Source organism: Delftia sp. SD018, from assembly GCF_017355445.1.
Lineage (GTDB): Bacteria > Pseudomonadota > Gammaproteobacteria > Burkholderiales > Burkholderiaceae_C > Comamonas > Comamonas acidovorans.
In genome coordinates this window covers 237479-263116 of the sequence record NZ_JADDRN010000002.1, presented here as the reverse complement: position 1 = coordinate 263116, position 25638 = coordinate 237479, and the positions used below count along the sequence as shown (strand labels likewise).

Below are 25638 nucleotides of genomic sequence, written 5' to 3'. Positions count from 1 at the left end.
CTCAGGCCGGCGGCAGCTTTCCGTCCCAGCCACCGGCCAGGGCCTGGTACAGCGCGACAGCGGCGCGCAGGCCGCGCGCACGGCTGTCGGCGGCCGCGTCCTGGGACGCATACAGGTCGCGCTGCGCATCCAGCACTTCGTACAGGCCCACGCTGCCCAGGTGGTAGCGGCGCAGCGCCAGCTGTTCTGCGCGCTGGCGCTGCTCGGCGGCCTGCGCCAGGTGGGCGTCTTCGCTGCGCGTGCGCTGCAGGCGCACCAGGGCGTTCTCCGTGTCCTCCAGCGCCAGCAGCACGGTCTGCTGGTACTGCGCCAGCGCGGCCTGGGCGCCGGCCTCGCTGGCCGCGATGCGCGCCCGCACGCGGCCCACGTCGAGAAAGGACCAGTCCACGCCCAGGAACACGCTGCTGCGGGCGCTGGCGCCCTCGAACAGCGCGCCGCCGTGCAACGCCGTGCTGCCCAGCAGCCCGCCCAGCGACAGGCGCGGGAACAGGTCGGCCGTGGCCACGCCGATGCGTGCCGTGGCCGCATGCAGCCGTGCCTCGGCCACGGCCACGTCCGGGCGCCGGCGCAGCAGGCCGGCCGGCGTGCCGGGGTCGATGGCCGGCGGCAGCTGCGGCAGGGCGGCAGGCACATCCAGCGCGGCAATCAGCGCCTCGGGCACCTGGCCCGTGAGCACGGCCAGCCGGTGCTGCGCCATGGCGATCTGCGCCTGCAACGCGGGAATGCGCGAGCGCGTGGCCTCCAGCTGGGCCTGGGCGCGCGCCAGGTCGAACTCGGTGCCGCTGCCGTGCGCCAGGCGCAGCTGCACCAGGCGCAGCGTGTCCTGCTGGTTGGCCGCATTGGCCTGCGCCAAGGCCAGGCGCTGCTGCCAGCCGCGCAGGTCGGCGTAGCTGCCCGCCACCTGGGCCGCAATGGCTACCTGCAGGGCCGCCAGGTCGGCCGCATCGGCGCGCAGGTCTGCATGCCGCGCCTCGATGCTGCGCCGCACGCGGCCGAACACGTCGATCTCCCAGCTGGCGGCCAATCCGGCGGTGTAGCTGCGCTGGCTGCGCGGGCCATAGAAGGCCTCGCTCTCGCTGAGCTTTTGCTGCGTGGCCCGGCCCGACATCGTGACCGTGGGCAGCTGGTCGAAGCGGCTTTCGCGCAGCAGCGCCTGGGCACCGTCCAGCCGCGCCAGCGCCACCTGCAGGTCCTGGTTGTCGCCCAGCGCGCGCTCCACCAGCTGCGTCAGCTGCGGGTCCTGGAACTGGCGCCAGAAGGCGGCGTCAGGCTCGGCCTGGGGGGTGGCCGGTGCAGGCTCGGCCCGCGCGAACTGCGCTGCGGCCCGCGGCGCCGCAGGCGCCTTGAAGTCGGGGCCGACCGCGCAGCCGCCCACCAGGGCGGCGGATGCCAGCGCCAGCGCGTGGCGGCTCAGGGACTTGCGTATCTCAGGCATGTGGGGACTCCAGGGAGGCGGGCTGGGCAGGCCCGGTGGAATGCGCAGGCGCATGCCCCGTCAGCGCGCGGCCCGAAAGCCGGCGCAGCGTGACGTAGAACACCGGCGTGAGGAACAGGCCGAACAGGGTCACGCCCAGCATTCCCGAGAACACCGTCACGCCCGTGGCCGCACGCACCTCGCTGCCCGCGCCGCCACCGATGAGCAGGGGCACGGCACCCGCGATGAAGGCGATCGAGGTCATGACGATGGGCCGCAGCCGCAGGCGGCAGGCCTGCAGCGCGGCATCGACGATGCCCACGCCGCGCAGCTCCAGCTCGCGTGCGAATTCCACGATCAGGATGGCGTTCTTGCAGGCCAGTCCCATCAGCACCACCAGTCCCACCTGCACGAAGACGTTGTTGTCGCCCCCGGCCAGCCAGACGCCGAACAGCGCCGCGCAGATGCACACAGGCACGATGAGGATCACGGCCAGCGGCAGCGTCCAGCTTTCGTAGAGCGCGGCCAGCACCAGGAAGACCAGCATCACGGCAATGGCGAAGACCACGGCCGCGGCGTTGCTCTGCTCCACCTGCTGGTAGCTCAGGTCGGTCCAGGCCAGCTCGATGCCGCGCGGCAGCGTGCGCTGCGCGATCTCCTGGAGCTTGGCCAGCACCTCGCCCGAGGACAGCACGCGCGGGTCGGAGTCGCCGATCAGGTCGGCCGCCGGAAAGCCGTTGTAGCGCAGCACCGGGTCGGGGCCGAAGCTGGGCACCACGGTGACCATGGAGCCTATGGGCACCATCTCGCCGCGCGCATTGCGCGTGCGCAGACTGGCGATGTCCTCCACGGTCTGGCGGTGGTCCGCGTCGGCCTGCAGCATCACGCGCCAGACGCGGCCGAAGGCGTTGAAGTCGTTGACGTAGACCGATCCCAGGTAGGCCTGCAGCGTCTGGAACAGGTCGGTCAGCGCCACGCCCTGGGCCTTGGCCTTGGTGCGGTCCACCTTGACTTCCAGCTGCGGGATGTTGGACTGGTAGCTGCTGACCGGGTAGGTCATGCCCGGCGTTTTGGCGATCTCCGCCTGGAAGGCCTGCAGCGCCTGCTGCAGCGCCGCGTAGCCCAGGCCCGCGCGGTCCTGCAGGAACAGCGAGTAGCCCGAGCCGTTGCCCAGGCCCTGGATGGGCGGGGGCATCAGCGCATAGGCGAAGCCGCCCTCGATCTGCGAGAACTTCGCGCCCAGCTCGGCATTGATGGCCTCGGCGCTGCGCGTGCGCTCGCCGAAGGGCTTGAGCATGATGTAGGCGCTGGTCAGGTTGGGCGTGGTCGTGGACTGCAGCGCGTTGAAGCCCGCGAAGGCGGCGACCATGTCCACGCCTTCCACGCTTTTGGCGGCATCGACCATCTGGCGCGTGACCGCATCCGTGCGGTTCAGCGAAGCCCCCTCGGGCAGCTTGGCGCCGCCGAACAGGTACAGCTTGTCCTGCAGCGGGATGAAGCCGCCCGGCACGGCCTGGAACAGCACGGCCGTGCCCGCCAGCAGCGCCGCATAGACCGCGAACACCAGGCCCCGGCGGCGCAGCGAATGCCCCACCGAGTTCTGGTAGCCGTGGGCGCTGCGGTCGAAGAAGCGGTTGAAGGGCCGGAAGAGCCAGCCCAGGCTGCGGTCCAGCCCGCGCGCCAGCGGATCGCGCGGCGCGCCGCGCGGCTGCAGCAGCTTGGCCGCCAGCGCGGGCGACAGCGTCAGCGAGTTGATGGCCGAGATCACCGTGGAGATGGCAATCGTCACGGCGAACTGCTTGTAGAACTGACCCGTCACGCCGCTGAGAAAGGCCATGGGCACGAAGACCGCGCACAGCACCAGGGCGATGGCGATGATGGGGCCCGAGACCTCCTTCATCGCCAGGTGGGCCGCCTCCAGGGGCGTGTGCCCTTCCTCGATGTAGCGCTCCACGTTCTCCACCACCACGATGGCGTCGTCCACCACGATGCCGATGGCCAGCACCAGGCCGAACAGGGTCAGCGTGTTGATGGAGTAGCCCAGCAGGTACAGCCCCGCGAAGGTGCCGACGATGGACACGGGCACGGCCAGCAGCGGAATGATGGAGGCGCGCCAGGTCTGCAGGAAGACGATGACCACCAGCACCACGAGGATGACGGCCTCGATCAGCGTGCTCTGCACCGCCTTGATGGAGTCGCGCACGAAGACCGTGGGGTCCCAGACCGTCTCGAAGGCCACGCCCTCGGGCAGGTCCTGGGACAGCTTGTCCATGGCCGCGTAGACCTGCTCGGCCACGCCCAGCGCATTGGCGCCGGGCGACAGGAAGATGCCGACGGCCGCCATGTTCTTCTTGTCGCTCCACGAGCGCAGCGTGTAGTCGCTGGCGCCCAGCTCGATGCGCGCCACGTCGGCCAGGCGCACGACCTGGCCGTCCGCGCCGCCCTTGAGCACGATGCTGCCGAATTCCTCGGGCGTCTTCAGCCGCCCGCGCACGTTGATGGACAGCAGCTTGTCCGCGCTCTGCGGACTGGGCTGCGCGCCCAATTGCCCGGCCGAGACCTGGATGTTCTGCTCGCGGATGGCGGCAATCACCTCGGGCGCCGTGAGCTGGCGCGCGGCCACCTTGTCCGGGTCCAGCCACACGCGCATGGCGTAGTCGCCCGCGCCGTAGATGCCCACGTCGCCAATGCCCGGAATGCGCGCCAGCACGTCCTTGATCTTGAGCGTGACGTAGTTGCGCAGGTACAGCGCGTCATGCTGGCCGTCCTGGGAAACCAGGCCCACGTACATCAGCGGCGTGGACGACTGCTTTTGCGTGGTCACGCCGAACTGGCGCACCTCCTCGGGCAGACGGCTCTGGGCCTGGCTGACGCGGTTTTGCACGCGCACGGCGGCCGTGTCGGGATCGACATCGGGGCGGAAGGTGGAGACCACCTGCAGGCTGCCGTCGGACGCCGCGACCGACTTCATGTACATCAGGCCTTCGACGCCGTTGATGGCCTCCTCCAGCGGCACGGCCACCGACTCGGCGACCTCCTTGGGATTGGCGCCCGGATAGGTGGCGCGCACCACCACGCTGGGCGGCACGACCTCGGGATACTCGCCCACGGGCAGTTGCGGAATCGCGACCAGCCCCACGGCGAACAGGATGATGGAGAGCACGACCGCGAAGATCGGCCGGTCTATGAAGAATTTGGAGAAGTCCATGGTGCTTCCCGGTTCACTGCGCGGCCACGGCCGGCGCCTTGGCCACCGCCGCCTGCCCGTCGCCGGGCGCAGGCTTGGGGCTGATCGGCATGCCGGGGTAGTAGATGCGCTGCAGGCCGCCGACCACCAGGCGGTCGCCCGCCGCCAGCCCCTTGTCCACCACGCGCCGGCCATCGACCATGCGGCCCAGCTCCAGGTCACGGCGCTCGGCCTTGTTGCCCTCGCCCACCACATAGACGTACTTGCGGTCCTGGTCGGTGAGCACGGCCTTGTCGTCGATCAGCAGCGTCTGCCGCTCGCCGCCCACGCCCTGCGCGTCTTGCAGTTGCACGCGCGCGAACAGGCCCGGCGTCAGCAGGCGGTCGGGATTGGGCAGGCGGGCGCGCATGCGCACCGTGCCCGTGCCTGCGTTGAGCTGGTTGTCGGTGAAGTCCAGGCTGCCCGCATGCGGAAAGCCTTCGTCGCCAGCCAGCCCCACACGCACGGGCCGCTGCACGCCGGGCCGCCCCTTGGTGTTCTTGGCGGCCTGCTGCTGCCGCAGGAAGCTGTGCTCGTCCGCATCGAAGTAGACATACACCGGGTCCTGCGAAACCACGGTGGTCAGCACGCTCTGGTCGGCCTGGGCCAGGTTGCCCACGGTGAGCAGGGCGCGGCCCGCGCGGCCGGAGACCGGCGCGCGCACCTCGGTGAAATCCAGGTTGAGCCGGGCTGCCGCCAGCGCGGCCTCGGCGGCACGCACCTGGGCGGCGCTCTGGGCCAGGGCGCCGGCGCGCGTATCGGCTTCCTCGCGCGAGACGGCATGCTCGGCCACCAGCTGGCGGGCGCGCTGGTCCTGGGTGCGGGCCAGCGCGGCGCCTGCACGCGTGCGCTCCAGCTCGGCCTCGGCGCTGGCCAGGGCGGCGCGGTAGGGCCGCTGGTCGATCACGAACAGCAACTGGCCCTTCCGGACCTCCTGCCCCTCGCTGAAGGCAATGCGCTCGATATAGCCCGACACGCGCGGGCGCAGTTGGACCGACTCCACGGCATCGATGCGGCCGTTGAACTCGTCCCAGACACGCACGCTGGCCGGCACGACCTCGCTCACCAGCACCTCGGGCGCAGGCGGCGGGCCGTCGCTGGCGTGGGCATCGCCCACGGCCTGCGGGCGGCAGCCGGCAAGCAGGGCCAGCGCCGCCAGGGCGCCTCCGAACAGGGCACGCCGCAACGGCGGCGGGGGAAGAACGGGCATGGATCGACTCTCCTTGAGGGGGATGGGCAAGGCCCTGCTGCCGGGGCTGCGGCGGGGCCGGAAAAAGGGGCGGGACCGCAGGCTCTGGAGGCCTTCCAGGCGGTTGCTCACAATGGGTTGCATTCTTCAAGTTCAAGTGAACTTGAAGTCAAGATCCGCGCGCAAAGACACCACGAAAATTGAGGACGGTTTGCCGGGGACATTGCTGGCCGGATCGGACAAGCGCAGCGGCAATTGACCAGGAACGACCTGAGAAGACCTGGACAGGCGCGCACAGACGGACACACGCGCGTTGCCGCACCTGCAGGACGCCACCACTACACTGCAAGGCCATCTGACCCAGGGTGGCGGCCAGGTTTCACCAGGAACCGCCAGGTACCGCCAAAAGCCGCCGACTACTGCCGACGAACGCCGACACCCTCCATGGAAAAGCACTGGATGCCTGCCGCATGAATCTGCTTGCTCACGCCACACTGTCCCGGCCACAGGGACGCAACGAACGCATCAGCACCGTGAGGGTGCTGGCCCTGGAGATGCCGGGCGGCGACACCACGGCCACCGCAGCGCGCCATGTCGTGACCTTGCAGGTCACGCAATTGAAGGCCGGCGTCGTCGCGCAGGTCGATGACAGCACGCTCACCCCCTTGCCCCAGGCGCTGGAGCCTGCACGCCAGCGCGCGCTGGCCTACCTGCGCCAGCGCCTGGGCGCGGGCGATGTGCTGCAGTCCCATGAGGGCTTTGCGGAGCTGAATGCTGAAGCAGGCCCGGCGCCCTCCCCCAGCCCGGCCCGGGAACAGGCCACGGTGCCGCCAGGCCTGCCGGAGTCGGCCCTGCAGGCCGGCGCCATTTCCGCCCTGTGCAAACGCCTGGACGGCAGCGCCTGGCGGCTGATGCCCTCGGGCCAGCAGGCCCGGCTGGTGTGGCGGCTGGCCGAGTATGCGGACCCCGCGCGCGGCGGCGCCGCCCAGCGCCTGCTGCATGCCCAGGTTCCACGCCTGGTGGCGCTGCTGGGCACCGGGGACGATCTGCTCGACTACTGCCTGGCCTACCTCATCGGGCGCCTGGGCGATGGCGGCGCAACGGTGGCCCTGCAGGCGCTCTCGCAACGCGGCACCAGCGAGGCCACGCGCGATCTGGCGCACCAGGCCTGGCTGGCCCTGCTGGAGCCGCAGGAGCGCCAGGCGGCGCTGCAGGAGTACCAGGCGCAGTGGGCCGGGATCCCCCCGCAGGAAATCGGCCCGAAAGAGGACGGACCGCAGGCCGAACAGGCCTTCTTCCAGGCACTTGGGCCACAGGCGCTGCTGGCGGCCGATGCGCTGGGCGCGCACGACGGCGCCGTCCACCAGCAGCTGCTGGCCTGGATGGAGCGCATCCCCTTCACGCGCGCATGGTGGCCGGCCCTGCGGCGCATCCACAAGCGTGCCGAGTGGCGGCGCGACCACGCCCTGCTGGCCGTGCTGCATGCGCGCTTCGATGGCCCGCGCGACGAGGGTGCCGTCTTCAGCCGCGACACCTCGCTGTACCTGCGCCTGCGCGGCTGGCGCCAGCTGCGGCGCATGGCCTCGGCCGGCCACAGCGAAAGCGCCGCCCATGCCGCAGCCCTGCTCCAGGCCATGGACCGCTGCTGCGCGGGCCTGCCTGCCTCGCGCTCCGGCCGCCTGCCCGAATCGCGCTGGCTGCTCGCCGCCCGGCTGCTGTTGCCACGCTGGCCGCAACTGCATGCCTCGGCCCGCGCCCACACCTGGTACACCGACGAGCCGCTGGACCTGCAGCAGCTGCCCGCGCAGCGCGTGGAAGGGCTTTCGGCCATGTGGGATGCCCACCCCGGGCAACTGCTGCAACTGGTGGGCCGTTCGCAGTCCACGCTGCTGCTGTGGTCGCTCACGCGCGCCCTGCAGGACCAGAAGGCCTTTCTGGACGGCCTCGATGCAGCGGCCACCGCGCCGCTGCTGCACAAAACCTATGCACCAGCGGCTGCGCTGGGCCTTCAGATCGCGCAGCAGCGCATGGTCTCGCTGACCGACGATGCGGCACGCCGGCCCTGGCTGCTGGCGCTTGCGCAATGCGGCGACGGGCCCGCCGCCAGCTACCTGGGTGCCTGGCTGTCGCGTGACCGCGCAGGCGCCGCGCGCGATGCCGAACTGGTGGCCGCCCTGCTGCTGTCACCGGCTGCCAGCTCGCGCACCCAGGGCCTGGCCCTGCTGTTTTATGCCGATGGTGCAGCCGTGGCCCTGGCCTTGCTGGCGGCGCTGCCCACGCTGGATGCCGAAAGCCCCGCGCTGGCCGATATCCGCGATGCCGTGCAGGCGCTGTTCGATGGCAACGGCCCGCTGGCTGCGCAGGCCGCCAGCGTCCCGGCCCCGCCGCTGCACCACCTGCTGGCGCACTCGGTGACGGCGCTGGTGGAGATGGCCACCGCCTGGCTGCTGGCGCATCCGCAGGGCCTGCGGACCCTGCCCCCGGCGGCGTTGCGCGGGCTGCTGGAATCCGAGGAACCTGCGCGCATGGCCTGCGGCATACGGCTCATGGGCAGCCTGGCCGATGACCTGCTGTGCGAGCAGGCCGCCATGCTGGCCGAATTCGCCGTATCACCGCATGCCGCCTTGCGTGCAGCGGCAGCGCCCCTGGTCGAGCGCCTGGCCGGCACCCTCGTCTACAACACGCGCTGCAACGCCCAGATCGCCGAACGCCTGCACGAAGTGCTGTTCCGCGCGGAAAAGGCCGAAGGCGTGCACGACGCGGCGCTGCGGCTGCTCACCGGCCCGCTGGCCGCCGTGGCCCCGGCCCGCGATGCCTCGGGCATCTGGCGCGCCCTGCAGGCGCAGGCCAAGGGCGCACAGCGCTACGGCGCCTGGGGCCTGAAGGCGCTGGACCTGCAGGCCTACACGCTGCGCCAGTGGTCCACGCTGGCCCGGCATGCCGATGCCGACGTGCGCGCGTTGAGCCGCCAGAGCATCGATGCGCAGCTCACCCCCATGGACCGGACCCTGCCCGAGCAGGCCGAACAGCTGCTGCCGCTGGCCGACGCCCTGTTTGCCGACACGCAGCAGTACGCACGCGAGATGTTCGGCCAGCGGCTGCCGGACGGCGCCCTGTCGCCGCAGCTGCTGCTCGGCTGGGTCGATCACGCCCAGCCCTGGGTGCAGGCTCTGGGCCGCCAGCGGCTCGCGCAGCACATGAGCGCGCCCGAGGCCAGCCTCTTCCTCACGCGCCTGGCCCAGCACCCCGCCACCAGCGTGCAGCTGTTCGTCACGCAATGGCTGCTCGCCCTGCCCGACGAGCCCGCACCGCAGCGCGCGGCGCGCCTGCAGGAGCTGCAGCCCTACTTCCTGGCCGTGCTCAGCCAGGTGCACCGCGCGCGCGCCAGCAAGACGCGCGTGCTGCATTTCCTGCGCAGCCAGGTGCAGGCGCCCGAGACCGCCGCCGTGGTGGCGGCCATCTTTGCGCGGCAGGTGGTCAGCGCCAGCCATGCCGACCAGCCCGACTATGTGGCCGGGCTGCGCGACATCGTGCAGCGCCATCCCCAGCTGGCGCAAAGCTTCATGCAGCCCCTGGCGGCAGAGCGGCGCGGCCGGGCCCCGTCTTCAACCTGAGCGCCGCAACAAGGCACGGAGTCGATCGGACATGGAATTTCGCTATCAGTACTACGGCAGCACGCAGGTCAACGACACGGCGGCCGAGCAGGCCTTCTCCTTCGCGCCCGACCTGCTGCGCCCACCCACGCGCTTCGACGGCCTGCTCCGGCGCGACGGCCCGGCCTACCTGCAGGTGCGCGAAGGGCTGTCCGCGCTGCACAGCGTGGTGGTCAGCGACCTGCGCACGCGCGGCCGCGACAAGACGGCCTACCGCGAATGGCTGCAGGAGCACGAAGCGCAAATGCTGGCCACCTTCATGGCCGACACCGGCGGCGCCCAGGCGCGCGCCAAGGAAATCAGCGCCGAACTCAAGAACCTGCGAGAGACCCGCAACCAGGTGCTCTCCCCCTTCTACAAGGCCCAGCGCAAGTACTTCGACTGGCTGTTCGTGGCCAACCGCGATGCCTGGTATGTGCTGGACCCCGTGATCACCGTGCACCCGGACCGGCTGCTGTTCGAGGCCTTCAGCCAGGACGAGTCGAGCTACTGCGCGGTCAGCATCCGGCACGAGGCCTTCGAGCATGCGGGCGAGCGCATCTGCGGCACGACCAACATCGATTACTCGGCCAGCCTCTACGAAGAATTCCAGAAGATCCGCAACTACCGGGACACGCGGCTGACGCTGGACCCGGCCGGCTTTGCCGTGCAGGTGGGCGGCGACCCCGCGCTGCGCGAGGAAAAGATCGACCTGCCCGACAGCTGGCTGCGCGGCTTCGTGCAGGTCTCCAGCGCCATGGCCCTGCCTGCCACCGTGCTGGAGCTGCACCCCATGGACCTGTTCAACATCTGCGCCCGGCTGCGTGCCCGGCGCGAGCGCCACGGCCCGCGCGCGCTGCGCTTCGAGCTGGCGCCGGGACAGCCGCCCACCGTGGTCTTCGAGCCCTGGGAGGAGCGCCTGGCCACCCGGCGCTCGCACGTCGTCAGCGATGCCATGGGCACGGGCGGCGGCACCATCCGCCTGTGGGGGCGCCGCCGCCTGCTCACGCTGGAGCGGCTGATCTCCCAGGCCACGCGCGTGCGCGTGCACCTGCTGGGCAGCGGCATGCCCAGCTTCTGGGTGATCGAGCTGGGCCTGGTCACGGTCACGCTGGGCCTGTCGGGCTGGAGTGCCAACGACTGGGCCGCCAGCGCACGCTTTCACCTGATGGCGCCGCAGGCCGAGGTCACGCCCGCGCAGGTCGAGGCCGTGGGCCGGCAGCTGCAGTCGTGCTGGCAGGCCGGCGCGCAGGAACTGGCCCAGGCCACGGGTCTGGCCCCGGCCCAGGTGCACACGGCCATGACACGCTGGATGCAGGCCGGGCGCGCGGTCTACGACCTGGACGCCGGGCGCTACGCCTGGCGCGAACTGCTGCGCGAGCCGCTGACGGCGCAGCAATTGCAGCCCGCCAACCCCGAGGAGGACAAGGCGCTGGCCCTGGTGCGCGGCAAGGCCATTGCCCCGCCGCGCATCGACCGCAAGGACGGGTTCAGCCGCATCACCGGCCAGATCCCGCGCGCCGACGGCAAGCGCCTGTTCGACACCCAGCTCGAACTCGATGCCGACGAGCGCCTGACCGATGCGCGCTGCAGCTGCAACCACTACCAGCAGTACCGGCTGCGCCAGGGGCCCTGCGAGCACATGATTGCGCTGCGCCTGGTGGCGCAGCCCCAGCTCGATGCCGCCCGCCAGCCGACCGGCCCGCAGATGAAGGCCGCAGGACAAGGAGAAATCGCGTGAACCGCCTCAATTGCTCTACACTGCCACGCGGAGCGACGCGCAGGCTCTTGCAATCCGGGTGGTGTTTCGCCACCCTTGTGAACTGCCGTTTCATGCACCACGGGCGCCGTTTTCACTGTGCCACCCCAGCGACGGTATGCGTTTTCCTGAGTGGCTTGCCACAAGCGAAACACGCATACCGTCGCGGGGTGGCGTCGAGCGAACAGCTCCCGTCCCGTGAGCCCTGCGGGCTCTTCGACGAGAAGCGCGTCGCTCCATTTCTTTGCCCGCCGCACAGCGGCCGGGCCCGCCTTGCCGGGGTGGCCGCATGAGCCAGCCGCAACCCACACGCGCCGAGATCTACGAGCGCATCAAGGCCTCTAGCAAACAGGAAGTCATCCTCGACGAGATGCAGCGCCTGGGCTTCTGGCCCAAGGGCGAGGGACAGCCGCAGCTGGCCGCAGCCCACATCCAGCGCGAAGGCGAGCTGCAGCGCGAGCTGGCCGAGCTGCGCCAGCAGATCGCCGTGCGCCAGAACCCCGAGCGCGCACTGCGCCAGATGCGCAAGGAGCGCATGCAAAAGGCGCTGGCCCAGCGCGAGGAAACCAAACGCCGCCAGGCCCAGGAGCGCCACGACAAGGCGCTGGCCTGGCATGCGAAGCGGGCCACGCACGTGGGCTATCTGGGCCCCGGCGTCTCCGCTGCCCTGCAGGGGCCGCAGGCCGGTGAGGCACCGCCTGCTGCCGGGGAACGCCGGCAGGTCGACCCGCAAAGGCTGGCCCGGCATGGCCTGCCGGAACTTGCCGATGCGGCGCAACTGGCCGATGCCATGGGCATCACCGTGGCCGAGCTGCGTTTCCTGGGCTTTCACCGCGAGGTGGCCCGCACCCACCACTACCACTCGTTCACCCTGCCCAAGAAGACCGGCGGCGAGCGGCTGATCTCCGCTCCCATGCCGCGCCTCAAGCGCGCGCAGTACTGGGTGCTGGACAACATCCTCGCCAAGGTGCCCGCGCACGATGCCGCGCACGGCTTCCTGGCCGGCCGCTCCATCGTGAGCAATGCCGCGCCGCATGCGGGCCACGACGTGGTCATCAACCTGGACGTGAAGGACTTCTTTCCCAGCATTGCCTTCGGCCGCATCAAGGGCGTGTTCCGTCATCTGGGCTATGGCGAGGCCATGGCCACCCTCCTGGCCCTGCTGTGCAGCGAAAACCGCGCCCAGGCCTGGCAGGTGGATGGCGAGAAGCTCTTCGTCGGCGGCAAGGCGCGCGAGCGCGTGCTGCCCCAGGGCGCGCCCACCAGCCCCATGCTCACCAACCTGCTGTGCCGCCGCCTGGACCGGCGCCTGCTGGGCCTGGCCAGGCAGCTGGGCTTTGTGTACACGCGCTATGCGGACGACCTGACCTTCTCGGCCTCGGGCGAGGCCGCGCGCGACAACGTGGGCCGGCTGCTGGGCCGCGTGCGCTGGATACTGCGCGACGAAGGCTTCACGCCCCACCCCGACAAGGAGCGCGTGATGCGCAAGGGCCGCCGCCAGGAGGTCACGGGGCTGGTGGTGAACGCGGACAAGCCCGGCGTATCGCGCGAGACGCGCAGGCGCCTGCGCGCCGCCCTGCACCGCGCCACGCAGGCCAGCGCCGGCAAGCCGGCGCACTGGCAGGGACAGGCAGCCCAGCCCTCGCAATTGCTGGGACTGGCGCAGTTCGTGTACCAGGTCGACCCCGTGCAGGGCGGCCCGCTGCTGGGCCAGGCCCGCCAGCTCACGCGCAGCCCCATCGATCGCGCCAACGATGCCCTGCTGCAGGCCAGCCGGCAGGACCGCGCGGCGGCGCGTGCGCAGCCGCCCGCAAGCGCACAGTTCCGGCGTCTGGCCTCCAGCGGGCAGGCGCCTGCGCTGGCCAGCGGCAAGACGTGGTGGCAGCCGGCCGAGCCGGCGGCACCCGTGATCGAGCAGACCGACCAGCAGCGGCGCGAACAGCGGCTGCAAGAGCGCGAGGCCGCGCGCGCCCAGGCAGCTGCGGCCGCACGGCCGGCCGTGGACACGCCGCAGCAGCAGCCCGCACAGGCGCCGAGCCCCGACGCCCAGGCCCCCGGCCCATCGCCGATGCCCGGCCTGCTGACCTACTGGGCGCAGATCGTGATCTGCTTCTTGCTGGGCACGGTGTTCCAGGCGCGCCTGATCACGCTGATCGGCATCGTGCTGGTCCTGCTCCTGCGCTACCGGCGCATACGGCGCTGGGATGTCTTTGCCGCTGCGATGGTGGTAGCCGTGCTGCTGGGCCTGGGGCTGCGGCTGTCGTGATGTTCGCGGGGCCGCCGCAGGCCTCAGAGGCCTGCGCCGCCGCCCGCCACGGGTGCGCTGCGCAGCGCCAGGAAGCGGCGCGGCGAGGTGCCCACCGCCTTGCGGAACATGGTCACGAAGGCGGGTGCGCTCTCGTAGCCCAGGGCATCTGCCACAGTCTGTATGCGCAGTCCCTCGGACAGCTTTTGCAGTGCGGTGAGCACATGCAGCTGGCGGCGCCACTGGTTGACCGTAAGCCCGGTCTCGGCCAGGAACAGCCGCGTCATGCTGCGCTCGCTCATGCCGATGCGCTGGGCCCAGTCGGCCAGCCGTGCCTGCAGCTGCGGCTGCTCGCACAGGGCGTTGGTCATGCGGCGCAGGCGCCGGTCGTGCGGCAGGGGCAGGTGCAGTCCTTCGGGCTGCGCCGCCTGGATCTCGTCGAGCAGCACCTGCATGAGCCGGCCATCGCCGCTGTCGGGCTCGTAGTCCTGCGGCAGGCCCTGCACGCGGTGCAGCAGCGCACTGAGAAAGGGCGAGACGGCCAGCGCATGGCAGGGTCCGGGCACGGGGCGCACGGCCCCTGCCTCGACAAAGACCACGTAGCCGCTGGCCGCACCGCTGCAGCTGACGCGGTGCAGCGTGCCGCCCGGAATCCAGGCGGCGCTGCGCGGCGGCACCACGCAGACGCCCGCATCGGTCTCCAGCGTGATCAGCCCCGCATGGGTGACCATGAGCTGGCTCTTGCGGTGGGCATGGAAGTTCATCCCCCAGTCGCCGGGGCCCGACCGCATGGGCAGGACGATCACGGGACGGTCCACATGGTCGGGGTCCCACCTCTCGGGCAGGACTTTGAGCAGGGCTGAATCCACGGCATTCATGGTGTTTCTCTCAGTTCATGTCAATCGGTCATCAATCGGACCCGAGCAGCTCCCGTGCACGCTGCTGCGCCTCCTCGGGAGAGGCCACCAGCAGCATGGGATAGCCCCAGGCCTTGCCGAACATCTGTGCGAAGGCCTCGGCCTCGGCGCGCTTTTGCGCATCGGGCTCGGCGTGGACCAGGGCGCGCACCAGGCTTTTGAGCTCGGGGCGGCGGGCCTTCATCCACAGCACGACCTGCTTGCGCTCCTCGGGCGAGCGCTCCTCCTGGGACATGTCGCCGTCGCTGAAGAAGACAAAGGCCTGGCCGCGGGCCAGCAGGGCCGAGAAGTCCTCCAGCAAGCGGTCCACGGGCACGGCCTTGTCGCGCTCGTAGCCCATGCGGACCAGGGGAAAGCTGCTGCTGTCGATGTACATGGAAACCTCCGGCCGATGCCATTCAATACAAATGAGACCCATTACTGTATGAATGAACGGCAGCTGCGTCATTGCAGCACTCAGCCAAAGAATTTCGCAGTCCGGCCAGGACGCTCGCATGGGCGGTACAGACCCGGTTGCCCTGTTCCTGCGCTTTCGCTCAGAATGGCCGCATTCTTCGAGTTCAAGTGAACTTGAAGTCAAGCCACAAAGGAAAGCCACCATGAAAACCGAGGATGATCCGCTGCTCAGCATCGGCGACGTGGCGCAGCGCAGCGGGGTCAAGGCCTCGGCGCTGCGCTTTTACGAGTCGCTGAACCTGATCGAGTCCGTGCGCAGCGCCAGCGGCCACCGGCGCTACCACCGCTCGTCGCTGCGGCGCATCGCCTTCGTGGTGTTCGCCCAGCGCATCGGCTTCACGCTGGAGGAGATCGCCGAGCAGCTGGCCAAGCTGCCCAGCCGCCATGTCCCCACGGGCGGGGACTGGCAGAAGATGTCGCGGGTCTGGAAGCAGCGGCTGGACGACCGCATAGGCGAGCTGCAGCGGCTCAGCGAGAGCCTGGACCAGTGCATTGGCTGCGGTTGCCTGTCGCTGCGCCACTGCGTGCTGCACAACCCCGGCGACCTGTGCGCACAGAACGGCCCGGGGCCGCGCCGCTGGCTGGGCGACCCGCCGCCCGTGGCCATGGGCGGGCCCTGCCCGGGCCACTGCCACGACGAAGGCTGATCAGGACACGCGCCGTGTCGTGACGAAGTCCAGCACCGCCTGCAGCATGCGCTGCAGCGTGGGCTGGATCTGTTCGGCGCGCTCGGGCAGGTAGTCGAAGGGCAGGGCTTCCTGCATGTAGCTGCACTGCGTCATCTCCAGCTGCACGGCGTGGATGCCGGCCTCGGGCTGGCCGTAGTGGCGCGTGATGTAGCCGCCCGTGAAGCGGCCGTTGAGTATGGCGGTGTGGCCCGGCGCGGTCTGCGCAATGGCCAGCAGATGCTCGGCCAGCTCCAGCGCGCAGCTTGTGCCCTTGCCGGTGCCCAGGTTCAGGTCGGGCAGCTTGCCTTCGAAGAAACGCGGCAGCACCGAGCGGATGGAGTGCGCATCCCACAGCGCCACGGTGCCGTGCACGGCCTTGAGGCGGTCCAGCTCGGCGCGCAGCTGTGCATGGTACGGGCCCCAGATGGCCTCGCGGCGCGCGGCGATCTCGGCGTCCGCGGGCACATCGGCCGGGTCGGCGTACAGCAGCGTGTCGTCGAAGGTGTCCACGGGGCACAGGCCGGTGACGCTCTGGCCCGGGTAGAGGCTGGCGCCATCGGGCGGACGGTTCAGGTCCACCACATAGCGCGAATGCGTGGCCACCAGGATGGAGGCACCCATGGCCTTGGCGAACTCGTACAGGCGCGGCAGGTGCCAGTCGGTGTCGGGCACGTGGCGGGCTTCCTCGGTCAGGCGCGCGGCGATGTCGGGCGGCACATGGGTGCCCGCATGCGGCATGGAGATCAGCAGCGGCGCCGTGCCCTGGTGGAAGACGAAGGGAGGGGGAGCGGTATCGGTCATGGTGTGATTCTGGAGCGGTTCTGGCGGGTTGTGCGAACCCATGGCATGCATGGGCCTCAGGATTGCAGGGTGGCCGTGCGCGCCGCGACAAAGCCGCGGGCTGCCGCCTCGTGCAGTGCATGGCGGCCGGCCTGCACGCGGCGCTCGCCCCCCACCCAGAGGCTGTGCAGGGCGCTGCTGCGGTGGCTGCCGAAGACATGGGCCGAGACCATGGCCTGCACCGGCAGGCCGGCCAGTGCCACATGGCCTGCGTCCAGCGCCAGGAAGTCGGCCTGCTGGCCCACGGCCAGCCCGGCCACGGGGCGGCCTGCGGCCTGGGCACCCCCCTGCACGGCGGCGGTCCACAGCGCGGTGCCCACCTGCGGGTCGGGGCCGGCCAGCACGTTGCGCTGGCGCAGCGACAGGCGCTGGCTGTATTCGAGCATCAGCAGTTCCTCGGCCGCGTTGACGCAGGCATGGCTGTCCGAGCCCACGCCCCAGGCGCCGCCGTGGCCCAGCCATTGCGGCATGTCGAAGATGCCATCGCCCAGGTTGGCTTCGGTGGTGGGGCAGATGCCGGCCACGGCGCCGCTGCGCGCGGCGCCCGCGTATTCACCGGGCGTCATGTGGGTGGCGTGGACCAAGCACCAGCGTGCGTCCACGGGGGCATGCTCCAGCAGCCATTGCACGGGGCGCTGGCCGCTCCAGGCCAGGCAGTCGTCCACCTCCTGTGTCTGCTCGGCAATGTGAATGTGGATGGGCGCGCGCGCGTCCAGCGCCGACAGGCCCTCCACCGCCACGCGCAGGCTGTCGGGCGGCACGGCGCGCAGCGAGTGCGGCGCCAGGCCCAGGGCCGCGCCCTGGGCACGGGCCTCGGGCAGCAGGCGCTGCAGCAGGGCCAGCATGTTGTCGGTGCTGCGGATGAAGCGCGCCTGGTCGGCGCGCGGCGGCTTGCCGCCGAAGCCGCTGGTCTGGTAGAGCACGGGCAGCAGGGTGATGCCCATGCCGGCCTTGCGCGCGGCGCGCAGCAGGGCCAGGGACAGCGTGGCGTCGTCGGCATAGGGCCGGCCATCCCGGTCGTGGTGCACGTAATGGAATTCGCAGACCGAGGTGTAGCCGGCCTCCAGCATCTCCACGTACAGCCAGGTGGCGATGGCCTCCAGCGACTCGGGCGTGATGCGCGCGGCAAAGCGGTACATGAGGTCGCGCCAGCTCCAGAAGCTGTCCTGGGCCTCGGCGCGGTATTCGGTCAGGCCCGCAAAGGCGCGCTGGAAGGCATGCGAGTGCAGGTTGGGCATGCCGGGCAGCACGGGGCCGGGCGCGCGCGGCGCGTTGCCGGGCGGGGCGTCGGCCTGTACGGCCTGCAGGCTTCCTGCGCCATCCCAGCGCAGCAGCACATTGCGCGCCCAGCCCGTGGGCAGCAGCGCGTGCTCGGCGAACAGCGTGCGGCTGTCGGGTGTCGGGTCGATGCCGCTCATTGCCCGGCCTCCAGGATCTCGGCCAGCGCGCGCACGAAGCGAGCGTTGTCGGCCTCCGTGCCCACGGAGACGCGGATGAAGTGCTCGAAGCCCGGCTCCTTCCAGGGCTTGGTGATGATGCCCCGGGCCAGCAGCGCCTCGTTCACGGGGCCGTTGGGGCGGCCGATGTCGATGAACAGGAAGTTGGCGGCCGAAGGCGCCATCCGAAGTGCGGGCAGTGCAGGCAGGGCGGCCAGCCGCTGCGCCAGCACATCGCGCAGGCGCACGGTCTCGGCCACGCCGCGCTGCATGAAGTCCTCGTCGCCCCAGGCCGCCAGCGCCGCCGCCTGGGCGGCCTGGTTGACGTTGAAGGGCGTGCGCACGCGGTCCAGCAGTTGCACCAGGGCCGCGTCGCTGGCCAGGCCGTAGCCCACGCGCAGGCCTGCCAGGCCCCAGGCCTTGGAGAAGGTGCGCAGCACGATCCAGGGCATGGCGCGGCCGCGCAGCAGGGCCAGCACGTCGGGGTAGCCGTCGGCGTGCAGGGCGTACTCGTAGTAGGCCTCGTCCACCACCAGCAGGGTCTGCGGCGGCGTGGCGTCCAGCAGGCGCGCGAAATCGCCGGCGCTGAACATGCAGCCCACGGGATTGGAGGGATTGGCCAGCATGGCGATCTTGGGGCCGCGCGCCAGCGCCTGGCACCAGGCATCGACGTCGAAGCCCAGCGCGGGCGTCAGCTCCAGCAGCTCGACGCGGGCGCCCATCATGCGCGGGTAGATCTCGTGCAGGCCGAAGGCCGGGCGCTGGGTGAGCACGCGGTCGCCGGGCGAGAGAAAGGCCTGGCAGAGCATCTGCAGGATGTCCTCGGAACCGTTGCCCACGGCAATGGCCTCGGCCGGCACGCCGGTGCGCGCCGCGATGGCCGCGCGCAGCGCCGTGCATTGCGCATCGGGATAGATGCCCACATGCAGGGCCAGGTCGGCCAGGGCGCGGGCCACGGCAGGGCTGGCGCCAAAGGGGTTCTCGTTGCTCGCCAGCCGCGCGATCTCGGTGACGCCGTAGCGCGCCCGCACGGCCTCGGAGGACAGGCCTGCGTTGTAGGGAGGCAGCGGCGGCACTTCGAGGCGTGCCAGGGTGTGGATCGCGTGGATGGCGGGAGCGTTCATAGGTCGAATACCTTGCCGGGGTTGAACAGATGCAGGGGGTCCAGCGCCTGCTTGATGGCGCGCATCACGGCCAGTTCGGCCGGCGTGCGGCTGGCGCCGAGATAGGGCTTCTTGTGCAGGCCGATGCCGTGCTCGGCCGAGACGCTGCCGCCGAACTCGCCGACCAGGTGGTACAGCGCGGCCTCGACGCCTTCGCAGTCGCCGTTGGCGGTGGCACCGTCCACCGAGACATGCAGGTTGCCGTCGCCCACATGGCCGAAGAACAGCGAGTGGTGGCCGGGCCAGCGCGCGTCGAACGCGGCGCGGCAGGCATCAGCGAAGCGGCCGATGTCGGCCTGGGGCAGGCTGACGTCGAAGTTGACGGGCGGATGCATGTTCGTGTTGAGCTCGGCCGGCGCCTCGCGCAGCTTCCACAGCTGGCGCGCCTGGGCCACGGACTGGGCGATGACGGCATCGGCCACCTCGCCGGCCTCCATGGCCTCGCCCAGGGCCTCTTCCACGTCGGCGCGCAGCGTGGCCTCGTCCTTGCCGTCCACATCGATCAGGGCCAGCAGCGCATGCGCCTGGCCAAACGGCGGCTGCAGCTTCTGCCAGCGGATGGAGGCCTGGATGAAGCTGTCCCACATCAGCTCGAACGCCGCCACGCCGTTGCCAAAGCGCGATTGCATGCGCGCGAGCACGGACAGCGCCGCATCGAAGTCCGGCACGGCCACCAGGGCCGTGGCGCGGGCCTGGGGCGCGGGGCGCAGGCGCAGCAGCACGCGCGTGACGATGCCCAGCGTGCCCTCCGAGCCGATGAAGAACTGCTTGAGGTCGTAGCCCGTGTTGTTCTTGAGCATGGGGCGCAGCATGGGCAGCACCGTGCCGTCGGCCAGCACCACCTCCAGGCCCAGCACCTGCTCGCGCATCATGCCGTGCTGCAGCACGCCGTTGCCGCCCGCATTGGTGGCCACGTTGCCGCCGATCTGGCAGCTGCCGCGCGCGCCCAGGTCCACGCCGAAGACCATGCCTGCGGCCACGGCCGCCTCCTGCACGGCCTGCAGCGTGGCGCCGGCCTGCACGGTCATCAGCGCGGTGCGCGCGTTCACGTCCTCGATGGCGTTCATGCGCTCCATGGAGACGGCCACGGCACCCGCCACGGGCACGGCCGCGCCGGCCAGGCCCGTGAGCCCGCCCTGGGGCACGACAGGCACGCGGTGGGCCGTGCACAGGCGCATGAGCGCGCTGACCTCGTCGGTGCTGCGCGGGCGCACCAGGGCCAGCGGGCGCTGGGGCGGCGTTCCGCTCCAGTCGGTGTGGTAGCGCGCGGGCACATCGTCGCCGCGCTGCGCCACTTCGGCGCCCAGGGTGGAAATCAATTCATCGAGAAACAGTGCATGGGACATGAGCAGGCTTTCAGTGGCTCCCCTGCCCGCGGGTCCGCACGATGCGGCCCTGGCGCACGATGGTGCAGTCAGGCTTGCTGCCGAACCAGTAGGCCAGCTCGGCCGCATGGCGCACGGGCCAGAGCACGAAGTGGGCGGGACGGCCGGCCGCGATCAGGCCATGCTCGTCCTGCAGGCCCAGAGCGCGCGCGGCATGGCGGGTGATGCCCGCCAGGGCCTCGGGCACGGTGAGCCGGAACAGGGTGCAGGCCATGTTGGCCATGAGCAAAAGGCTCAGGCAGGGGGAGGTGCCCGGATTGTGATCGGTAGAGACGGCCATGGGAACGCCCGCGGCGCGCAGGCCCGCGATGGGCGGCATGTGGGTGTCCCGCAGCGTGTAGTAGGCGCCGGGCAGCAGCACGGCCACGGAACCCGCGCCGCGCATGGCGGTGATGCCGGATTCGGACAGGTGCTCGATGTGGTCGCACGACAGCGCGCCATAGCGGGCCGCGAGGGCCGCCCCCTCCATGTTCGACAGCTGCTCGGCATGCAGCTTGACGGGCAGGCCCAGGCGGCGTGCGGCCTGGAAGACCTGCTCGGTCTCGGCCAGCGAGAAGGCGATGCGCTCGCAGAACACATCGACCGCATCGACCAGGCCCTCGGCCGCCAGTGCGGGCAGCATGGTGCCGGCGACCAGGTCGATGTAGTCCTGGCTGCGCCCTGCGTACTCGGGCGGCAGCGCATGCGCGCCCAGGAAGGTGGTGCGCACGGTCACGCCCAGGGCCTGGCCCAGGCGCCGGGCCACGCGCAGCTGCTTGCGCTCGTGCTCCAGCGCCAGGCCGTAGCCCGACTTGATCTCGATGGCGCAGACGCCCTCGTCCAGCAGCTGCTGCAGGCGCGGCAGGGCCTGGGCGAACAGCTCGTCCTCGCTGGCCTCGCGCGTGGCACGCACGCTGGAGACGATGCCGCCGCCGGCGCGTGCCACTTCCTCGTAGCTGGCGCCGTCCAGGCGCATGGCGAATTCGTTGGCGCGCTCGCCGCCATAGACCAGGTGGGTGTGGCAATCGACCAGGCCCGGCGTGGCCAGCATGCCCTGGCCGTCATGGCGCGTCAGGGCCGCATATGCGGGCGGCAGGGCCTGCTGCGGCCCCACCCAGGCCACGCGGCCCTGCTGCACCACGATGCAGGCATCCTCCCCGTCACCCACGGCCTGGCCGGCCTCGAACATGTCAGGCGCCAGGCGCAGGTTCTGCCAGCAGCCGTCGGCCGAAGAGGATGGAGCGAGTGCGCAAGCGGATGCAGAAGCGGGTGCGTGGGGCTCGGTCATGGGGGGGATTCCTTGGATGTCGTGGGTCGTCAGCAGGCTTGCAGCAGCACCTGCACCAGCCGCGCGTCGTCGGTCTGCGGCACCAGATGCTGCGGGTCGGGCTGCTGCGCGCTCCACCACAGGCCCTGGCCGGGGATGAGCGCAGCGCCATCCGCCTGCCAGTTGCCCTGCAGCACCATGCACAGGCCGGCGTCGGCGCGGCCGGCGTCGGCAGCGCTGTCCAGCACCTGGACCTGCGCCCGCCACCGGCCGCGCCGCGCCATCACGTTGAAGTCGGTGGAAGTGCCGCCCAGCAGCGAGCAGCCCAGCGCCACATCGCCGGAGAAGGCAAACGGCTGCCAGCGCGCGTCCAGCACATGGTCGATGCCTTCGCCGCGCAGGTGCACGCCGTCGCCATCGAGCAGCATGATCTGCCGGTCCACGCCCGCAAAGGCCGAGAACGGGCCGGGCTGGTCAATGGTGGCCACGCTGATGCGCCAGCCAAAGGCCTCCATGCCCGCCCCGGGCGGCCAGCAGGCGATCTCGCGCGTGCTGCCGCCCCCGTTCTTCCAGGGGCTGGCGGCGATCTGGTTCAGGTCGAAACGCTGCATGGCCGTGGTGTCCTGCAAGCGGCTCACTTGACCATGGGCAGGTTCAGCTGATGGCGCTTGGCGGCCGCCACGGCAATGTCGTAGCCCGCATCCGCATGGCGCATCACGCCGGTGGCCGGATCGTTCCAGAGCACGCGGCCCAGGCGGGCGGCGGCCTCGTCCGTACCGTCGGCCACGATGACCACGCCCGCATGCTGGGAGTAGCCCATGCCCACGCCACCGCCGTGGTGCAGGCTGACCCAGGTGGCGCCGCCCGCAGTGTTGAGCAGGGCGTTGAGCAGCGGCCAGTCGCTGACGGCGTCCGTGCCGTCCTTCATGGATTCGGTCTCGCGGTTGGGGCTGGCCACGGAGCCGCAGTCCAGGTGGTCGCGGCCGATCACGATGGGGGCCTTGAGTTCGCCGTTCCTCACCATCTCGTTGAAGGCCAGGGCCGCCTTGTGGCGCTCGCCCAGTCCCAGCCAGCAGATGCGCGCGGGCAGGCCCTGGAAGCTGATGCGCTCGCGCGCCATGTCCAGCCAGCGGTGGGTGTGCTTGTTGTCGGGGAACAGTTCCTTGATCTTGGCGTCGGTCTTGTAGATGTCCTCGGGGTCGCCGGACAGGGCCACCCAGCGGAACGGGCCCTTGCCCTCGCAGAACAGCGGCCGGATGTAGGCGGGCACGAAGCCGGGGAAGTCGAAGGCGTTCTTCACGCCCTGGTCCAGGGCCACCTGGCGGATGTTGTTGCCGTAGTCCACCGTGGGAATGCCCATGGCCTGGAAGTCCAGCATGGCCTGCACGTGCTGGGCGCAGCCCTGGGCGGCGGCGGCCTTGAGCTGGGCATGGCGCGACGGGTCGGCGGCGGCGGCACGCCACTCGTCCACGGTCCAGCCCACGGGCAGGTAGCCGTTGATCAGGTCATGGGCCGAGGTCTGGTCGGTCACGATGTCGGGGCGGGCGCCGCCGGCCTTTGCGCGGCGCACCAGCTCGGGCAGGATTTCGGCGGCATTGCCCAGCAGGCCGATGGAGATGGCCTCGCCCGCAGCCGTGTGCTGGGCGATGAGTTCCAGCGCGTGGTCGATGTCGCGCGCCTGCTTGTCCAGGTAGCGCGTGCGCAGGCGGAAGTCGATGCTGCTTTGCTGGCATTCGATGGCCAGCACGCAGGCGCCAGCCAGCACGCCGGCCAGGGGCTGGGCACCGCCCATGCCGCCCAGGCCCGCCGTGAGAATCCACTTGCCCGTGAGGTCGTTGTTGTAGTGCTGGCGGCCGGCCTCGACGAAGGTCTCGAACGTGCCCTGCACGATGCCCTGGGCGCCGATGTAGATCCAGCTGCCGGCCGTCATCTGGCCGTACATGAACAGGCCCTTCTGGTCGAGCTCGTTGAAGTGCTCCCAGTTGGCCCACTGGGGCACGAGGTTGGAGTTGGCCAGCAGCACGCGCGGTGCGTTCTCGTGCGTCTTGAACACGCCCACGGGCTTGCCCGACTGGATCAGCAGCGACTCGTCGGCCTCCAGCTTTTTCAGCGACTCCAGGATCTGGTCATAGCACTCCCAGTTGCGCGCCGCGCGGCCGATGCCGCCGTAGACCACCAGGGCCTTGGGGTTCTCGGCCACGTCGGGGTCCAGGTTGTTCTGCAGCATGCGGTAGGCGGCCTCGGCCAGCCAGTTCTTGCAGTGCAGTTCGCTGCCGCGCGGGGCGCGGATGACGCGGCTGGCGTCATAGCGGGGATTGGTGGCAGCCGTGGCAGCGTTGGCGTTGAGGATGGCGTCGTTGGCGTTCATGGCGATCTCCTGGATGCGGGGGGTGAGCGGTTGCGGGGTTCAGGCAGCCTGGTGGCTGGGCAGGTGGCGGACGATGGCCTGGGGCCAGTCCGTGGCAAGCGCCCACTGGCGCATGGTTTCGATGTCGGGTGCCAGGTAGCGGTCACGGTCCAGGTGCGGAACCTGGCTGCGGATCAGCGCGTACTGCGCCTCGATCAGCTCGGAGCTGTTCAGGCTGCGGTCGAAGTCCATGCCCTGTGCGGCGGCCATGGCTTCCACGCCCACGATGACGGCGGTGTTGCGCGCCATCTCGCCCAGGCGCCGCGCGCCGTAGGTGGCCATGGAGACATGGTCTTCCTGGTTGGCCGAGGTGGGCAGGCTGGTGACGCTGCTGGGGTGGGCCAGGCACTGGTTCTCGGCAGCCAGGGCGGCGGCCGTGACCTGGGCGATCATGAAGCCCGAGTTCACGCCGCTGTCGGCAATCAGGAAGGCCGGCAGGCCCGACAGGCCGGTGTCCAGCAGCAGGGCCATGCGGCGCTCGGAGATGGCGCCGATCTCGGCCAGGGCCAGGGCGATGATGTCGGCCGCGAAGGCCACGGGCTCGGCGTGGAAGTTGCCGCCCGAGATCACGTCGCCGTTGTCGAAGACCAGCGGGTTGTCCGAGGCGGCGTTGGCCTCGATCACCAGCACGCGGGCCGCATGGCTGAGGTTGTCCAGGCAGGCGCCCATGACCTGGGGCACGCAGCGGATGGAGTACGGGTCCTGCACGCGGCCGCAATGGGGGTGGGAGGTGTCGATGGCGCTGCCGTCCAGCAGTTCGCGCACGGCGGCGGCCACGGCGATCTGGCCGAGCTGGCCGCGCGCCTCATGGATGCGGGCGTCAAACGGCTTGACCGAGCCCTTGATGGCCTCCAGCGTCAGGCAGCCCGCCACCAGGCCGGCGGCGAACACGCTCTCGCCCTGGAACAGGCCCACCAGGGCCAGCGCCGTGGACACCTGGGTGCCATTGAGCAGGGCCAGCCCTTCCTTGGGGCCGAGCACGAAGGGCTCCAGGCCCACGTGGCGCATGGCCTCGGTGCCGGACACCACCTGTCCATCGATCTTGGCCTGGCCTTCGCCGATCAGCACGCAGGCCAGGTGCGACAGCGGTGCCAGGTCGCCCGAGGCGCCCACCGAGCCCTTGGCGGGGATCACGGGCAGCACGTCGGCATTGGCCAGGGCCAGCAGCGCATCGACCAGCTCGGGGCGCACGCCCGAGTGGCCTCGCGCCAGGCTCACGGCCTTGGTGGCCAGCACCAGGCGCACCACGGCGTCGGGCAGCGGATCGCCCGTGCCCACGCTGTGCGACAGCACCAGGTTGCGCTGCAGCTCTGCCAGGCGGTCATGGGCGATCTTGGTGGAGGCCAGCTTGCCGAAGCCGGTGTTGATGCCATAGACGACCTGGTCCTCATCCACGATGTGCTGCACATGGGCCTGGGCGGCGCGCATGCGCTCGTAGGCGGGCGCCGCCATGGACAGGCGCACGCCGCCCTGCTGGATGGCCCGCAGCTGGGCCAGGCTGACCTGGCCGGGCTGCAGCGTCAGCGCGGTGCCGGGACGGGAGGTGAGGCCGGGAGTCGTGATGGTGTTCATGGTGATGCCCTGTCGGTGTCTGGGAGGGTGTGCCGGGATGGATGTCTATGCCTGTCTATACAATATCAATCGAAGCGGAACAG

Annotated in this window: 17 protein-coding genes; 4 read left to right on the top strand and 13 right to left on the bottom strand. The window is 70.8% G+C overall.

Going from position 1 to position 25638, the window contains the following annotated elements:
* Position 1 precedes the first annotated feature (1 nt).
* The 3 genes from INR38_RS04210 to INR38_RS04200 are packed head-to-tail and all read right to left on the bottom strand — an operon-like array spanning position 2 to position 5850.
* A complete protein-coding gene (locus INR38_RS04210) occupies positions 2–1435 on the bottom strand; it encodes an efflux transporter outer membrane subunit (protein ID WP_207442536.1) in 1434 nt (477 codons plus the stop codon).
* Positions 1428–4622, bottom strand: coding sequence for a multidrug efflux RND transporter permease subunit (locus INR38_RS04205; protein ID WP_034397640.1), 3195 nt, complete (start codon positions 4620–4622; stop codon positions 1428–1430). The genes INR38_RS04210 and INR38_RS04205 overlap by 8 nt, the downstream gene beginning before the upstream one ends.
* Before the next feature lie 13 nt (positions 4623–4635).
* Positions 4636–5850: an efflux RND transporter periplasmic adaptor subunit gene (locus INR38_RS04200; RefSeq protein WP_207442535.1), complete on the bottom strand. Its 1215-nt coding sequence runs from the start codon at positions 5848–5850 to the stop codon at positions 4636–4638.
* A 449-nt stretch (positions 5851–6299) separates the two neighbouring features.
* Here INR38_RS04200 and INR38_RS04195 point away from each other — a divergent pair, with 449 nt between their 5' ends.
* The 3 genes from INR38_RS04195 to INR38_RS04185 all read left to right on the top strand — a co-directional run bounded on the left by INR38_RS04195 (position 6300) and on the right by INR38_RS04185 (position 13486).
* The gene (locus INR38_RS04195; protein ID WP_207442534.1) at positions 6300–9443 is read left to right on the top strand and encodes a hypothetical protein; all 3144 of its coding nucleotides are present in this window, start codon (positions 6300–6302) and stop codon (positions 9441–9443) included.
* Between the two features lie 31 nt (positions 9444–9474).
* Entirely contained in the window at positions 9475–11202 is a 1728-nt protein-coding gene (locus INR38_RS04190) for an SWIM zinc finger family protein (protein ID WP_207442533.1), read from the top strand.
* Positions 11203–11509: 307 nt separating this feature from the next.
* On the top strand, positions 11510–13486 hold the full coding sequence (locus INR38_RS04185) for a reverse transcriptase family protein (RefSeq protein ID WP_207442532.1): 1977 nt from the start codon (positions 11510–11512) through the stop codon (positions 13484–13486).
* A gap of 23 nt (positions 13487–13509) precedes the next feature.
* On the opposite strand, the gene INR38_RS04180 is transcribed toward INR38_RS04185, so the two are convergent.
* Both INR38_RS04180 and INR38_RS04175 read right to left on the bottom strand, forming a co-directional pair.
* Positions 13510–14343, bottom strand: a complete 834-nt coding sequence (locus tag INR38_RS04180; RefSeq protein WP_207442531.1) for a helix-turn-helix transcriptional regulator — start codon at positions 14341–14343, stop codon at positions 13510–13512.
* 31 nt (positions 14344–14374) lie between these two features.
* Positions 14375–14758, bottom strand: a complete 384-nt coding sequence (locus INR38_RS04175) for a hypothetical protein (protein WP_013800052.1) — start codon at positions 14756–14758, stop codon at positions 14375–14377.
* Positions 14759–14981: 223 nt separating this feature from the next.
* On the opposite strand from INR38_RS04175, the gene soxR reads away from it, so the two are divergent.
* Complete coding sequence (gene soxR / locus INR38_RS04170) at positions 14982–15485, top strand: redox-sensitive transcriptional activator SoxR (RefSeq protein ID WP_012202096.1); 504 nt, start codon at positions 14982–14984, stop codon at positions 15483–15485.
* Here the strand turns inward: soxR and hutG are convergent, their stop codons facing one another.
* Genes hutG through hutH form a run of 8 tightly spaced genes read right to left on the bottom strand, consistent with a single transcriptional unit; the run spans position 15486 to position 25555 of the window.
* Positions 15486–16349 carry an N-formylglutamate deformylase gene (hutG, locus tag INR38_RS04165; protein WP_207442549.1) on the bottom strand — a complete coding sequence of 288 codons (864 nt, stop codon included), beginning with the start codon at positions 16347–16349 and terminating at the stop codon, positions 15486–15488.
* A 14-nt stretch (positions 16350–16363) separates the two neighbouring features.
* Entirely contained in the window at positions 16364–17764 is a 1401-nt protein-coding gene (locus INR38_RS04160; protein ID WP_207442530.1) for a formimidoylglutamate deiminase, read from the bottom strand.
* Positions 17761–18906, bottom strand: a complete 1146-nt coding sequence (locus tag INR38_RS04155; protein ID WP_207442529.1) for a histidinol-phosphate transaminase — start codon at positions 18904–18906, stop codon at positions 17761–17763. Before INR38_RS04155 ends, INR38_RS04160 begins: the two co-directional genes overlap by 4 nt.
* Positions 18903–20291 (bottom strand): FAD-binding oxidoreductase, encoded by a 1389-nt coding sequence (locus INR38_RS04150; protein WP_207442528.1) that lies wholly within the window; start codon positions 20289–20291, stop codon positions 18903–18905. The genes INR38_RS04155 and INR38_RS04150 overlap by 4 nt, the downstream gene beginning before the upstream one ends.
* A gap of 10 nt (positions 20292–20301) precedes the next feature.
* Positions 20302–21597, bottom strand: a complete 1296-nt coding sequence (gene hutI, locus INR38_RS04145; RefSeq protein WP_207442527.1) for an imidazolonepropionase — start codon at positions 21595–21597, stop codon at positions 20302–20304.
* Positions 21598–21626: 29 nt separating this feature from the next.
* Complete coding sequence (locus tag INR38_RS04140) at positions 21627–22187, bottom strand: HutD family protein (RefSeq protein ID WP_063328066.1); 561 nt, start codon at positions 22185–22187, stop codon at positions 21627–21629.
* Between the two features lie 23 nt (positions 22188–22210).
* Positions 22211–23944 (bottom strand): urocanate hydratase, encoded by a 1734-nt coding sequence (hutU, locus tag INR38_RS04135; RefSeq protein ID WP_207442526.1) that lies wholly within the window; start codon positions 23942–23944, stop codon positions 22211–22213.
* A gap of 39 nt (positions 23945–23983) precedes the next feature.
* Positions 23984–25555, bottom strand: coding sequence for a histidine ammonia-lyase (gene hutH, locus INR38_RS04130; protein ID WP_088166481.1), 1572 nt, complete (start codon positions 25553–25555; stop codon positions 23984–23986).
* Between the last annotated feature and the right edge of the window lie 83 nt (positions 25556–25638).